This is a genomic window from Methylomonas rosea (assembly GCF_024505055.1).
GTDB classification, from domain to species: Bacteria; Pseudomonadota; Gammaproteobacteria; order Methylococcales; family Methylomonadaceae; genus Methylomonas; species Methylomonas rosea.
This window is the reverse complement of record NZ_JANIBL010000060.1, coordinates 18,519-31,510: the sequence shown is the minus strand read 5'-3', so window position 1 is coordinate 31,510 and position 12,992 is coordinate 18,519. Positions and strand designations below refer to the sequence as shown.

Below are 12,992 nucleotides of genomic sequence, written 5' to 3'. Positions count from 1 at the left end.
TTTAACCTAAAATACGCCCAATTCAACGTCCCCCCTCAATCAAAACGAAATAACCATGACCGAAACCGACCTAGAAATAGCACTGCAATACGACCTGTCGGCACTGGTAATCCCGAAAAGGGTGATTTACCAGGAACCCGACGGTGCATTGCGGCGTACGTCTGGAACAGGAGCACGTCGGCTTTGGGTTATTGGCGGAGCGGGGCTCGGATAGTGCATTCGGCGACGGCTATCAGCTGTGAGTGAGCATTTCGTGGATGTTTGGCAGGGGAGGCTAAGCCTATCTGCCGACACATTAGGGCGTCTGGAGTCGCGATTATCGGACGACGAAACGCTGAAGGCGCAAGCGTTCAAGTTTCCGACTTTACGTGATCGCTACATCGCCGCGCGCGGTATGCTGAGAGAAACCCTGGCCGGCTATTTGGCGGTCGATCCCGCGGTTTTAAAGTTTGTATCCGGCCCCTACGGCAAGCCGGCTTTGCTTGATGACGCTTTGCATTTCAACATCTCGCATACCGCTGATTCAGTGTTAATTGCGGTCGCCAATTTCGCGGATATTGGGATTGATATGGAGGCGGTTAAGCTGCGGCGCAATTTTGACAGTTTGGCGCAGCGTTGTTTTTCCGACCGGGAGTATCAGGGCTGGTGCGAACTGCCGGCGGAGTTGCAGGCAGGAGCATTTTATCGCTTGTGGACCAAGAAAGAGGCCTTTGTCAAAGCAGTCGGCCGTGGAATTGCTTTGGGGTTAGAGCAATGCGAATTCGCCTTGGGTTGCGGCGGGCAGTTAGTAGCTATTCCAGACGAGTACGGCCCGGCTAGTACTTGGCTGGTTCACGAATTGGATGTCGATGGTACGGTTGCTCCGGCCCTTGATTATCGTCGTCCCGGCGTAGGCATGAGCTCAGTTGCTGAACTAGGTTCCGTTTTTCGTGGGGATGATGACTCTGGGGAATTTCAAGGCCGGATCAACAATAGCTGCGCCGCTCTTGTTACGCCGGCTTGCAGCTATGATTTGCGGCGTTTGGTGCTGTCAGCCGATTGAGGTGATCGCAAGCTCCTGGCGGCTGTAGATATCCAAAATCCAATTGCCGGAACGCCACCGTCTGATCTATCGCGTTTGTCCTTTCGATGTTGTTGCATTTGCCGGATATGTTGGGTTTACAACAAATACCCGTTCCCATTCTTAACGCTCCCAGCCCAATAATCTCATTTGCTAAGCCGCGCATTACACTGGATTAGTCATTAAAAGCAGAATGCAGGCTTCTATGTCGTAAATAAGTGTCTTGGAACGGGATTTGCTGAGTAGTCTAAAAACGGGTTAATTAGAGAGGTTGATATGACTATACACATTGCATCCATGATGCCGGACCGTGCGCTTGACGAGAGTGCAATCGCCAAAGCCATTATCAAAACTGCCGTCGATTTGGCAAGATTCCGCGAGGAGCCGATACAAAAACGGGCGCCGATTCTGGACTTGATATTTTTATTACCCAGCCGCCAGGAAAAAGCCGATTTCGAAGGTTTGCGTTTGCATTCGTTTGATAAAACCTCGCAGACTTTGCGAATAGAATGCGCCGTGCCGGAAAAAATGGTGGCATCCACCCACGCTGAGCGCTTTGTGGTCGCGGTGATGCTGGATGCCATTGACGCCGCCACCGAATTTTTCACCGAACAGCGCATATTGTTCGATGCGATGGGGCATTTGGCGTTGGTGGAAGCGCTGGGAGCAAGTGAGCAATATGCGATCAATTGAATGATGATTGAGTTTGTTTGTTGCTAATTTGAGTACGGCTTAAGTCAGATCCGTCAAATCCAGCAGGCTAACCACATTTAGTTTGATCGCTAAGCGCGTCAACTCGATGTCGCTGTTCACCCCCAGCTTGTTTTTGATCAGGTAATGACAGTTGCCGACGGTTTTCGGGCTGATATTCAAGGTTTTGGCGATTTGCTCCTGTGTGTTGGCCTCGATCAGCAGGCGCAAAATTTCGAATTCTCTGGCAGTTAAGCTATTCAGAGCAGTGGCTTCGTTGCCGAGTTTTTCCAAAGCCAACGCCTGGGCGATGTCGGCGCTGAGAATATGTCTACCTAGGTAGACATCTCGTATCGCCCGCAGCAATATGTCCGGAGCGCTGTTTTTGCTGACATAACCCAGAGCGCCGGCGCGGCAGGCTTGGCGGGCAAAGCTGGGATTTTGATGCATGCTGAATACCAGGATCCTGGCTTTGCGGTCGCGCTGTTTGAGGCGGCTTATCAATTCCAGGCCACTTAAGCCTGGCATGGTTAAATCGGTAACGACCACGTCGGGTTGGCGTTCCTTGAAGAGGAGGTAGGCGTCTGTGCCGTTCGCGGCTTCGGCAATGACCTTTAGGTCTGCTTGTTTGCTGATTAACGAACGGTAGCCTTCCCGGACTATCGCGTGATCGTCTACCAACAGAATATTGATAGTGGTTTGCTTAGTCATTCGGTGCTCCCCGGTTGCTCCAATGGCAAGCTGGCTTGGATTATCAGGCCATGCGGCTTGGCTAGGTGCAAAGCAAACCTACCGTTTAAGGCGGCTATGCGTTCGCGCATGCCCAGCAAACCTATGCCATGGTCTGTGGCAAACGGCAGGGCGATGGCGCTGCCGTCGTCTTGTATGGTGAGCAAGGCTCCGGTGTTGGCGACTGCTAGCGTAATATCGGCTTGGCTGGCAGACGCGTGTTTGGCGATATTGCTGACGGCTTCCTGGGTGATGCGAAACAGGCTGATCGCCAGCGGCTCCGTTAGCGTTCTACAATCGCCGAAGATGTGCAGGTCGTAGTGCGTCTTGCCTAGACGGTTCCAGCTTGTTATCAGGCTACGCAGGCTGGCGTCCAGGCCTAATTCGTCAAGTTCCGTCGGTCGTAAGCGCGTCAATAATTCCCGCACGCTTTGTTGCATGGCTTGGGTAAAGCGGCTAATTTGCTCAGCTTCCGTGATTAGCTCGGGACAATTTTGCTGAGCGGTCTGTAAGATGCCGGTCGCGACCGCGTGGATTGCAGTCAGACATTGGCCTAATTCGTCGTGAAGTTCCCGCGCCAGATAGCGGCGTTCTTCTTCCTGTAAGTTCATCAGCATCACCGCCAATTTTTGTCGTTCAGCTAAGAGTTGTTGCTGGTTGTCGGCGAGTTGGTTGATTGCCGTCGCGGTTTGCCGCCATTCGAGTAAGTTGAAATTGGGCAGCCGAAATGCCAAATCGCCCGAGCTGAGCCGGTTTAGTCCTGCCACAATTGCCTGAGCTGGTTGCAGGGCGCGGCTGACGGCTAAATAAACCAGCAGGCACACCGCCGTGATGGTTGCTGCCGACAATGCCAGTAAATCCCGGACGTCATCCCAAGCGCGGGCTATCGACAACTCGGCGCTAACCGAAACGGTTAATACCCCGTAAACCTGGTCGTTGTAAGTTATTGGCCGCTGCCAGTCGAAGTCCGGCCCGAAAAGTCGTCGGTATAGCTCAGCAAAATGCTTGGGATAGTGATGATTGGATAGGTCAATGCCTTTGCAGTAGTTACGCATCGTTTCGCCGTCATTGGTCAGATAACTGGCGCAAATGCCCGGCTCGCTGCCGGTCTGTTTCCATAAATCAAAATCCGGGAAGGAGTTGGCCGGTTTTTCCCCGGCGCTTAGTTTAAATAACTGGAGCTCCAGTTGTTTGCCCAGCGCGGCCAAGGTGTTTTGCGCTTGCATTGCCGATTGTTGGGCGCTGCTCTGCAGCACATACGTCAGCGTAGCGAATAAACACAGTAAGGCTACCGCCGTGATGCGGGTTAACAAATACAGTTTTAGATTCATGATCGCTTTGTCGCGTGCTGAAAAGCCGGCTAGTCCTGTTTGGAAAGCATTTTAGGTAGTTGAGATGGTACTGAATAGCGCGATGGTGAGACGCGGGCAATTTGCCCGAGTTTGTCGGGCAAATTTCGGCTTACCGGCTGCGGCAGCTTGATTAAGCTGAGATCTTTTAAATCAGCTTAATTAGGAGATCAAAGATGCTTAAAACAGTGATTGTCAACAAAACCATGCCCATACCGGCTGACACAGCATGGTCGGCGATAGCCGGTATCGGCGGTCTGGAACGATGGTTTCCAGTGATTTCCGCTTGTCGTGTTATAGGGGATGGCGTTGGTGCCCTACGAATTTTGACGTTGGCGGCGGGCGGCGAAATGACGGACAGAATCGAGCTAATTGATCACAGCCGCCGGCGTTTGCAATACAACCGCATCGAATCGCCGTTTGGGGTGAGTCATTATCTAGGCACGGTGACGGTTGGTGAAACGGTTGATGGCGGTAGCGTGGTGGAATGGATGGTGGATATTGACGCGGAGCTTGTAAGCCAGGAACTGCTCGATTTTGTGCATCAGGCTATAACGGCCGGCGTCGCTGGATTGGAGTTGGATTTGCTGGAGTCAGTTGCGTCAAGTTCGGCGTCGGAGACTTTATGACTAGCGTCCGATCGATCAAATACTTGTCGTTGGCTGCGGCTATTTTCTCCACGGTGGCCAATGCCGCGCCGCAGATAGCGGTTTTGGATTTTGAATTGAACGACATCACCTCGCTGCCGAACACGCCGGCAGAAATAATTCGCACTTCCGGCATGGCGCCTTTATTAATCCAAGCTTTAAGCCGGTCGGGTACTTATCAAATCGCGTTTGTCGATGCCGCTACCCAGAAAGCCGCCAATGCCAGTTTCGGCTATTTGTTCCGGTTTCACGATTTGGCAGCGGATTTAGGTCGGCAGCAAGGTGCTGATTGGGTTCTGGTCAGTCAGCACAGCAAGCCTAGCTTTTTGTTTTCGTATCTGTGGGTGTATTTAATCGACGTGAAGCAGCGAGCGGCGGTAGCGCGTTACGACATCGAGTTGAAGGGGAGTCATCAGAAAGTCACTCAGCATGGCATCGATACCTTGGCAGGAAAGATCAGGGCTACGCTTGCCGCGGATAGCGTTAAGTGGTTTGTGGTTGCGACAGGCACAAAAAAAGCCGCTGAGTAGCGGCTTTTCTCTGTTCCCAATAAGAAACGCTTAACGTTTTGAGTATTGAGGACGTTTTCTGGCTTTGTGCAAGCCGACTTTTTTACGTTCAACTTCGCGAGCATCGCGAGTGACGTAACCGGCTTTTCTCAGCGATGGTCTCAAGGTTTCGTCGAAAACCATCAGAGCACGGGTCAGACCGTGGCGGATAGCGCCAGCTTGGCCTGATGGGCCACCACCGGTAACGATGATGTTGATGTCGAAATCGCCGGTCTTACCCAACAACTCCAGGGGTTGTCTGGCAATCATTTCGTCGGTTTTGCGGCCGAAATATTGTTCAACAGGTTGTTTGTTGATAGTGAATTTTCCTGAACCGATGGTGGCGTAGACGCGAGCAATTGCGCTTTTGCGACGACCTGTTCCGTAGTATTGAGCTGCCATAAACTATCTACCTGCTTAGAATTCTAAAACTTTAGGTTGCTGAGATTGATGATTATGCTCAGACCCTGCGTAAACTTTCAATTTTTTGAACATTGCACGGCCCAATGGATTTTTGGGCAACATGCCTTGTACGGCGGTGGTGATGATGCGGTCAGGGAAAGTTTGTCTTAACTTGCCCAAAGAAGCTGACTTCATATTACCGACATAACCAGTGTGGCGGTAGTACATTTTGTCTTTTTCTTTGTTGCCGGTAACGCCGATTTTTTCGGCGTTGATGACGATGATGTAATCGCCGGTGTCAACGTGTGGTGTGAATTCGGGTTTGTGTTTTCCGCGAAGACGTCGTGCAATTTCAGTAGCAAGGCGACCTAATGTCTTTCCTTCTGCATCAATCACGTACCAATCGCGCTTAACTTCTGCGGGCTTTGCACTAAATGTTTTCATCTTTGCTTTTTAGTCTGTTGAGGCTATAAAAACCGTGAATTGTACTTAATAGGGCCGTTAACTTCAAGTCCCATTAAAGCTTAATTTTCAACGAGTGTAGTTTTCGGTATAAATGCGTACGTTCCATACCGATAGCCGATGCCAGTTTGGCAACGCTGCCGCCGGTTTTTTCGAAATGATATTCCAGGTAAGATTTTTCGAAATGGTCGCGAGCTTCCTTCAGCGGCAAATTGAAAAACTCAGGTACATTCAGTCCCAATTTGGGTTGTTCGGCAATCGATCCAAGGGCGGTTTTTACTTCGTCCAGCTCAATGTCGTCACCGGCACCGAGTATCATCAGACGCTGTACCAGATTACGCAGTTCGCGCACATTACCCGGCCAGCTGTAATTACGCAAATAATTTTGCGCCGCCATCGAGAAACGCCGGAACGGCAGCTTTTCCTGGGTGACGAAATGATCGACGTAAAAATTCAACAGGCTGGGCACGTCTTCACTGTGTTCGCGTAGCGGTGGAATCTCCAGCGTCACCACGTTCAGCAGATAATACAGATCTTGACGAAAGCGCCCGCTGTTGACTTCTTCTTCCAAAGACATGCGGGTGGAGGCGACGACGCGCACATCAACGCGCACCGCCTGACTGCCGCCAACCCTTAAGAATGAACTGGATTCCAGCGCGCTAAGCAAGCGGGTTTGCGTCTCCGGGTCCATGCCGCCGATTTCGCCCAGAAACAGTGTGCCGCGATGGGCTTGTTCTAATAGACCCCGATAAACCCGTCCGTTGTCTTCCCGCCCGAAAAATTCCACCGCCGAGTTTTCCGGGGAGATGCTGCCAACCGACACATCGACGAACGAACCGTCGCGTCGCGAACTATTGTTATGCAAATAGCGGGCGAACATTTCTTTACCGACCCCCGCTTCGCCAACGAATAACACTCGGGCATCATGTTGTGCCAAGCGCTTTAGTTTGTCCTTCGTGCGTTCCACCACCGCGCTTTTGCCGACCGGGTCCACGCCTATCATCAGCTGTTGTTTCAATCCGGCGTTTTCGCGTTGTAAGGAACTAGTCTCCAGCGCGCGTTCGACGATCAACAATAACTTAGCCAGCGACAGCGGTTTTTCCAAAAAGTCGTAAGCGCCAAGCCGAGTCGCTTCCACCGCCGATTCCACCGAGGCATGCCCGGACATCATGATTACCGGGCATAGCGCGTCGTCTTCGCTAACCCATTCCCGCAGCAGGGTGATGCCGTCGCTGTCCGGCATCCAGATATCCAGAAGGATCAGATTAGGCGGGCGCTGGTTTTTGAGGGCTTTAGCCTCTGCGGCGTTTTCCGCCATAGCGACGTCGTAGCCTTCATCTTCGAGAATTTCCGATACTAACTGACGAATATCCTGCTCGTCATCGACCACCAAAATATACGGTGCTTGCTTATTCATTTAAAGTTCCCAAATTCAAAAACCGGCAGCTGGAGTAAAAACCCCGCGCCGCCATTATAAGACGTATCCACCCAAATCACCCCGCCATGTTCTTCAACAATCTTTTTGACGATGGCCAAGCCCAGACCGGTGCCTTTGGCCTTGCTGGTCACGTAGGGGTCGAAAATGGTTTCAAGCTGCTCCGCGTTCAGGCCGTTGCCATTATCGTAGATGCCCAATTCGACATAGTCGGTGTTGTTGCGGCTGACTTTAGCGATTTTGATCTCGATGCGGCAGGGCACCGTGGTGGCTTCTTGCGCGTTTTTGATCAAATTATGCAGTACTTGGCGCAGGCTGACCGGATCCGCTTCGACCAGTACTCTGTCACTGGCGAATGCCGTGCTGAAAATGATGCCCGAAGGCAGGTACAAAGCCATGACTTCCTGAATCAACTCGACCAGATTGATTTTTTCCACCTGTTTCTTGGACGGGCGGGCGTACTCGGAAAAATCGTCCACCATGCGTTTCATCGCTTCCACCTGCTGGACAATGGTGCGGGTGCCGCGTTGCAGAAACTCGGCGGAACCGTCCTGCAATTCCTTGGAGAGCTTGTGCTGCAATCGCTCGGCCGAGAGTTGAATCGGCGTCAACGGGTTTTTAATTTCATGCGCCAGACGCCGCGCCACTTCGCCCCAGGCCGCGTTTTTTTGGGCCTGAATCAGGTCGGTGACGTCGTCGAATACCACGACCGCGCCGGTACGGGCGCCGTGCTGGGAGAACAGCGGCGTACCTCGGCACAATAGTTCCTGGCGGCCGTTGGGGCCGAGAAATACGATGCGCTGTTCCCAAATATCGTCGGCTTTTTCAAGCAGGCTTTGGATTGCATTCAGTACCTCGGCCAGTTCGCTGTGCATGGTCGCCAGGGTTGGTAAAGTCTCGCCGACGAAATGGCTGACCGGGATATGCAAAATCCGGTAGGCGGCCTGATTGGCGGTACGGATGTAAAATGCCGCGTCGAAACTGATCACCCCGGCAGTGAGATTGGCGAGTATGGTCTCCAGATAAGCCCGCTGATTCTCCACCTCCAGGCCGGCGGCGCGGGTTTCGTCCCGGGAGCGGGCGATACGGCGGGTCATCTGGTTGAAGGACTCGACTAAAAAGCCCAGGTCGTCCTGATTCATCACCGGCAGCTGTTGCTGATAATCGCCATCGGCGACCGCTTGCGTACCTTTTACCAATTCTTTTACCGGCGCGACGATGTTGCGGATACTGATAAACGCTACCCAAATAGCCGCCAGCAGGCTGAGCAGTAACACCAGCAACAGGATCAGGGAGAAGCTGGTTTTCAGCGAGTCGCGCAGGAAGTTCATTTCCTGATAACGAATGAAGGCAAATTCTATCGAATCGGCCAGGTCGGTTACCCGCACCGGAATCGGAAATAGGACTTGCAAAAACCGGCTTTGATCCGCTTCTATAGCGACGATAATACGCACCAGCATTTCGTCGTTATCGCCGGGATCGAAAGCAAAATATTCCTTATTCTGCCGCAGCAGCAGCCAGATTTGTTCATCGGGCAGATGCGGCAAAATATCGCTGGGATTGACGCTGCTGGAGGCTAATACCCGGCCTTGGTTGGAAAATACCGCAATCTCCAGCGCACCGGAGTCTGCCCACAGCGAGCCGACTTCCATGGCGATCAAGGCTTCCGATTTGTCGCGGAGCTGATCGGCCATTTGCTTGGTTTGCTTGATATGCCAGGTCATACGTTGATTCAGCGAGGATTGGCTCAACTCCAGCGCATCGTCCATTGCCCGGTCGATTTCCACGTTAAACCAGCTGTCTATGCCTTGATGCAGGAATTGCACGGAGAAATAAAACACGATGGCCGCCGGGGCCAAGGCCAGCAAGACGAACAAGGACACCATGCGCGTGGTCAGTCGGGAGCCGGCTTCTTTTTTCTTTAATTCCCGTACCAACGAATAGGCATTGAAAGCGACCAAACCGAGCAGAATTACCGATCCCAGCGTGTTGATCACCAACAGCCAGGAATACATTTCGCCAAGTTCCGACGATTCCTGGGTGGCGCTGCTCATTAATTGCAGCGACAGCAATACGAAGCCGAACAGCAGAATGATGGTGGCGCTGGCCGGTAATTTTATTTTTGAATGGGCCATGTGTACCAAGCGCTAGAGAGAAACCAGCGGTTATCCAGATAGGCGACCGGCCGCAGCGGTATCGGCAGCAGTTCGCGGTTGAACTGGGTTTTTACCGCCAACAGGTAGGGCTTGTCTGCCGCCAAGAGTTCGGCGGGTATTGGCGTGCTGTCGTGCACGGCCGCCATGAAATTCATCGCGGCGCTCAAGGTTAAAAACATTTCGCTGTGGTCGAATGGGGTTTGCACCACATATTGATTCAGCAAAGCATGGAATTGTAGGCTGTAAGTCAGCTTGCGGTTATGGATTATTGTATCCCACAGCACGCCGGGCTGGCGCAGCTCTATCGTTACCTCCCAGGTCAGTCGCACACCTTTGTGTAACGCTTCCTTGGCGGTCGGGCTGAGCCGGTAATCGATATGAGTTTGCACGGTATAACCGTGATCGATATGTTGCAACTCGGCGTAATCGATGCGCGGGGCGTAATCGCTGGCTTTAACAAGGCCTGACGCAAGTTGCAGGCAAAGCATCAATATCCCGTACCTAAGCGGCTTTATGAAGCTTGGCATAATAAAAGCCGTCCATTTGCCGGTCGCCGGTAATGATTTGCCGACCGTGTGGCCGCGCAGTGCCCCAGTGCGCGTCGATGCGAATTTCGCTGGCGTCGGCGTGTTCGGCAAGGAATGCGGCAATTTGTGCTTCGTTTTCCTGTTTCAGCACAGAGCAGGTGGCATACAGCAAGATGCCGCCCGGTTTTAGTAATTGCCAGGCCTTAGCGAGAATCTTGGCTTGCAAAGCTTGCAGTACAACAATATCGTCCGCGCGGCGCAGCAACTTGATGTCGGGATGGCGGCGGATCACACCGAAGCCGGAGCAGGGGGCGTCCAGCAGTATCCGATCAAATTGGCGGTTGTTAGCCCACGACGCCGGCTGGCAGGCGTCGGCGGCCAAGGTCTCGGCGTGCAAGTTTAAGCGCTGTAAATTGTCGGTTACTCGTTGCAGACGCTGTTGATCGACATCGACCGCCAGCAGTCCGGCCAAGGCCGGTTGGCGCTCCAGAATGGCGGCGGTTTTGCCGCCCGGCGCGGCACATAAATCCAGCACCTGCTGGCCGGGCTGTGCATCAAGCAGTTCCGCCGCCAATTGCGCGGCAGTGTCTTGTACCGATACGCGGCCTTGAGTAAACGCTGGCAATTGCTCGACGGCCAAGGCTTGGTCCAGCCTTATCGCGGTCTCGCAACAATCTACCGGTAGGGCGGCGATGCCTTGCGCGGTGAGTTCGTCCAGATAGGCCGCTCGGCTACCTTGCTGCAGATTGACGCGCAAAGCCATCGGCGGTGCCTGGTCGTTGGCGTGCAGGATTTTTTCGTAATGCTCCGGCCAATCGTGTTTGAGCAAATCGACTATCCAGTCCGGATGATTGTGGCGGGCCTGACTGTCCCCGGTACAGGCTTGCTGCAAGGTTTCGGCATCGCGCAAATATTGTCTGAGTATCGCGTTCACCAAGGATTTAGCCCAAGGTTTGTGGCTGGTGGCGGCTACCGTTTCCGACACGGCGGCGTGCGATTTAACCCGCATGTGTTGCAGTTGATATAGGCCGATCAGCAGCAAGGCTTTAATGTCGCCGTCTTTTTGCTTCAGTGGCTTGCTGAGCAGGCGGCTCAGCATAAAATCCAATGCGTAAAAATGTCGGATCACCCCGAAACACAAGGCCTGGACGAAAGCTCGGTCTTTGCTGTCCTTGAGTTTAGCTAGGCCGTGTTCCAGCGCGGCGGTAAGCGATTGACCGTCGTTGAGGACGTGTCCGAGTATCTGTGCCGAACAGCCGCGCAGATTCATAGGCCAAGGATGACTCGGTCGGAGGGGTGGGCATTCATAAAATCCTTGCCGGCTATGCGTTTGCCGCCGGGGAGTTGTACTTCCAGTAGGCGCAGTACGCCGTTACCGGTCGCTACATCCAACGCGTGTTCCGCGCAACTGACGGTGCCGGGGGCTTGCTCGGCGGTTTTATCAAGCACCTGGCTGCGCCAGACGCGCAACACTTGGCCTTGATAGAGGGTTTGTGCCACCGGCCAGGCGTTTAGGCCACGTACTTGACGATCCAGTTGTACAGCGGAGTTTTGCCAGTCCAAGTTCGATTCCTGCTTTTCCAGTTTGTGGGCGTAAGTAACCAGGGCTTCGTCTTGTGGTTCGGCTTGCAGCGACCCATTGCCTATCTGGTCGACCACTTTAACCAGCCCTTCGGCGCCCATTTGCGCCAATTGATCGTGCAGGCTGCTGGAGGTGGCGTCGGTGCTGATTGGGCATTCGGCTTTATACAGCATGTCGCCGGCATCGAGTTTTTTGACTACTTTCATGATGGTGATGCCGGTTTTGGTATCGCCAGCCATTACGGCCCGATGAATCGGCGCCGCGCCGCGCCAGCGCGGTAATAGCGAGCCATGGACATTGATGCAGCCGTGTTTGGGAATATCCAATACCGCTTGCGGTAGAATTAGACCGTAAGCCACGACGACCATTAAATCGACATCCAATGCCGCTAATTGCGCAATTGCTTCAGGGCTTTTAAAGTTTTCCGGCTGATAAACCGGAATGTTGGCTGCTACGGCCAGTTCCTTAACCGGGCTGGCGGTCAGCTTGCGGCCGCGTCCGGCTGGCCTGTCGGGCTGAGTATACACCGCACAGACTTGATGCGGTGAATCCAGCAGGCCCTGCAAGGTGGGGACCGCAAAATCCGGCGTACCGGCGAACACGATTTTCATGGGATGTCCTTAATTAGCCTTGCGACTTGTGAATTTTATCCAGCTTGGCTTTGATGCGGTTGCGTTTGAAGGCTGAGAGATAGTCGACGAACAGCTTGCCTTCCAGGTGATCCATCTCATGCTGAATGCATACCGCCAGCAATTCGCGCGCTTCCAATTCAAAGCTTTCGCCGTCGCGGTTTAGCGCCTTGACTTTGATGTGTTCGGCGCGGCTGACTTTTTCGAAAAAGCCGGGTACAGACAGGCAGCCTTCCTCGGATTCTTCAACACCGTCGCGCTCGATGATTTGCGGGTTGATCAGACAGATCGGTTCGTCCTTGTTCTCGCTGACATCCATTACTATGACGCGTTTATGCACGTTTACCTGCGTTGCGGCCAAGCCTACTCCCTTGGCGGCATACATGGTCTCGATCATGTTGTCGACCAAGGTCTTGATGCCGTCATCGACGGTGTCCACCTCGGCGGCGACCGTGCGCAGCCGTTTATCGGGAAACTCCAGAATTGTAAGAATACTCACCCATCACTCCGCTTGCTAACTGTAATAGTGCGATTTTATCCGAAATTGGCTCGGGTTTGAACGTGATGACTAAATACGGCTGGTGTATGCTGAGGGCGTTTGAAGACTCATTGCAGCGCCCGCTGGGGTTAGGCTGGAGCGGCTCGTGCTGGCATAATGCCCGAATTAATCTAAACTGTGCGGCAAATCGATGGTTGATTTTATACGCATTTGTTTCAAGTCGGATTATGCGGGATGCACAAAGTATAGACGCTTGCCGATCTTGTATTTAGTCGCT

General features: G+C 53.1%; 14 protein-coding genes. 4 read left to right on the top strand and 10 right to left on the bottom strand.

The window, feature by feature from the left end:
- Positions 1–238: 238 nt before the first annotated feature.
- Both NP589_RS21775 and NP589_RS17165 read left to right on the top strand, forming a co-directional pair.
- Positions 239–1,042 (top strand): 4'-phosphopantetheinyl transferase family protein, encoded by an 804-nt coding sequence (locus NP589_RS21775; RefSeq protein WP_256608088.1) that lies wholly within the window; start codon positions 239–241, stop codon positions 1,040–1,042.
- Positions 1,043–1,336: 294 nt separating this feature from the next.
- Positions 1,337–1,753: a hypothetical protein gene (locus tag NP589_RS17165; RefSeq protein ID WP_256608087.1), complete on the top strand. Its 417-nt coding sequence runs from the start codon at positions 1,337–1,339 to the stop codon at positions 1,751–1,753.
- Positions 1,754–1,792: 39 nt separating this feature from the next.
- Here the strand turns inward: NP589_RS17165 and NP589_RS17160 are convergent, their stop codons facing one another.
- Entirely contained in the window at positions 1,793–2,461 is a 669-nt protein-coding gene (locus NP589_RS17160; RefSeq protein WP_256608086.1) for a response regulator, read from the bottom strand.
- Entirely contained in the window at positions 2,458–3,810 is a 1,353-nt protein-coding gene (locus tag NP589_RS17155; protein ID WP_256608085.1) for a sensor histidine kinase, read from the bottom strand. Before NP589_RS17155 ends, NP589_RS17160 begins: the two co-directional genes overlap by 4 nt.
- Positions 3,811–4,004: 194 nt before the next feature.
- On the opposite strand from NP589_RS17155, the gene NP589_RS17150 reads away from it, so the two are divergent.
- Positions 4,005–4,457, top strand: a complete 453-nt coding sequence (locus NP589_RS17150; RefSeq protein ID WP_256608084.1) for an SRPBCC family protein — start codon at positions 4,005–4,007, stop codon at positions 4,455–4,457.
- Positions 4,454–5,005: a DUF2380 domain-containing protein gene (locus tag NP589_RS17145; protein ID WP_256608083.1), complete on the top strand. Its 552-nt coding sequence runs from the start codon at positions 4,454–4,456 to the stop codon at positions 5,003–5,005. The genes NP589_RS17150 and NP589_RS17145 overlap by 4 nt, the downstream gene beginning before the upstream one ends.
- A 30-nt stretch (positions 5,006–5,035) precedes the next feature.
- On the opposite strand, the gene rpsI is transcribed toward NP589_RS17145, so the two are convergent.
- The 8 genes from rpsI to def all read right to left on the bottom strand — a co-directional run bounded on the left by rpsI (position 5,036) and on the right by def (position 12,715).
- Complete coding sequence (gene rpsI / locus NP589_RS17140; RefSeq protein WP_020482942.1) at positions 5,036–5,425, bottom strand: 30S ribosomal protein S9; 390 nt, start codon at positions 5,423–5,425, stop codon at positions 5,036–5,038.
- Between the two features lie 15 nt (positions 5,426–5,440).
- Entirely contained in the window at positions 5,441–5,869 is a 429-nt protein-coding gene (gene rplM, locus NP589_RS17135) for a 50S ribosomal protein L13 (protein WP_020482941.1), read from the bottom strand.
- 73 nt (positions 5,870–5,942) lie between these two features.
- Positions 5,943–7,304, bottom strand: a complete 1,362-nt coding sequence (locus tag NP589_RS17130) for a sigma-54-dependent transcriptional regulator (protein ID WP_020482940.1) — start codon at positions 7,302–7,304, stop codon at positions 5,943–5,945.
- Positions 7,301–9,457 (bottom strand): sensor histidine kinase, encoded by a 2,157-nt coding sequence (locus NP589_RS17125; protein WP_256608082.1) that lies wholly within the window; start codon positions 9,455–9,457, stop codon positions 7,301–7,303. The genes NP589_RS17130 and NP589_RS17125 overlap by 4 nt, the downstream gene beginning before the upstream one ends.
- Positions 9,439–9,966 (bottom strand): DUF4390 domain-containing protein, encoded by a 528-nt coding sequence (locus NP589_RS17120; protein WP_256608081.1) that lies wholly within the window; start codon positions 9,964–9,966, stop codon positions 9,439–9,441. Before NP589_RS17120 ends, NP589_RS17125 begins: the two co-directional genes overlap by 19 nt.
- Before the next feature lie 13 nt (positions 9,967–9,979).
- Positions 9,980–11,275 carry a 16S rRNA (cytosine(967)-C(5))-methyltransferase RsmB gene (rsmB, locus tag NP589_RS17115; RefSeq protein WP_256608080.1) on the bottom strand — a complete coding sequence of 432 codons (1,296 nt, stop codon included), beginning with the start codon at positions 11,273–11,275 and terminating at the stop codon, positions 9,980–9,982.
- Complete coding sequence (fmt, locus tag NP589_RS17110) at positions 11,272–12,198, bottom strand: methionyl-tRNA formyltransferase (protein ID WP_256608079.1); 927 nt, start codon at positions 12,196–12,198, stop codon at positions 11,272–11,274. Before fmt ends, rsmB begins: the two co-directional genes overlap by 4 nt.
- A gap of 13 nt (positions 12,199–12,211) precedes the next feature.
- A complete protein-coding gene (def, locus tag NP589_RS17105) occupies positions 12,212–12,715 on the bottom strand; it encodes a peptide deformylase (protein WP_064038414.1) in 504 nt (167 codons plus the stop codon).
- Positions 12,716–12,992: the final 277 nt, after the last annotated feature.

What these genes read in the sequence shown, in the direction of transcription:
- NP589_RS17165 (WP_256608087.1), top strand. Translation starts at nt 1,337, where the DNA reads ATGACTATACACATTGCATCCATGATGCCGGACCGTGCGCTTGACGAG.
- NP589_RS17145 (WP_256608083.1), top strand. Translation starts at nt 4,454, where the DNA reads ATGACTAGCGTCCGATCGATCAAATACTTGTCGTTGGCTGCGGCTATT.
- NP589_RS17120 (WP_256608081.1), bottom strand. Translation starts at nt 9,966, where the DNA reads ATGCTTTGCCTGCAACTTGCGTCAGGCCTTGTTAAAGCCAGCGATTAC.
- rpsI (WP_020482942.1), bottom strand. Translation starts at nt 5,425, where the DNA reads ATGGCAGCTCAATACTACGGAACAGGTCGTCGCAAAAGCGCAATTGCT.
- NP589_RS17160 (WP_256608086.1), bottom strand. Translation starts at nt 2,461, where the DNA reads ATGACTAAGCAAACCACTATCAATATTCTGTTGGTAGACGATCACGCG.
- fmt (WP_256608079.1), bottom strand. Translation starts at nt 12,198, where the DNA reads ATGAAAATCGTGTTCGCCGGTACGCCGGATTTTGCGGTCCCCACCTTG.
- NP589_RS17125 (WP_256608082.1), bottom strand. Translation starts at nt 9,457, where the DNA reads ATGGCCCATTCAAAAATAAAATTACCGGCCAGCGCCACCATCATTCTG.
- NP589_RS17130 (WP_020482940.1), bottom strand. Translation starts at nt 7,304, where the DNA reads ATGAATAAGCAAGCACCGTATATTTTGGTGGTCGATGACGAGCAGGAT.
- NP589_RS17150 (WP_256608084.1), top strand. Translation starts at nt 4,005, where the DNA reads ATGCTTAAAACAGTGATTGTCAACAAAACCATGCCCATACCGGCTGAC.
- rplM (WP_020482941.1), bottom strand. Translation starts at nt 5,869, where the DNA reads ATGAAAACATTTAGTGCAAAGCCCGCAGAAGTTAAGCGCGATTGGTAC.
- rsmB (WP_256608080.1), bottom strand. Translation starts at nt 11,275, where the DNA reads ATGAATCTGCGCGGCTGTTCGGCACAGATACTCGGACACGTCCTCAAC.
- NP589_RS17155 (WP_256608085.1), bottom strand. Translation starts at nt 3,810, where the DNA reads ATGAATCTAAAACTGTATTTGTTAACCCGCATCACGGCGGTAGCCTTA.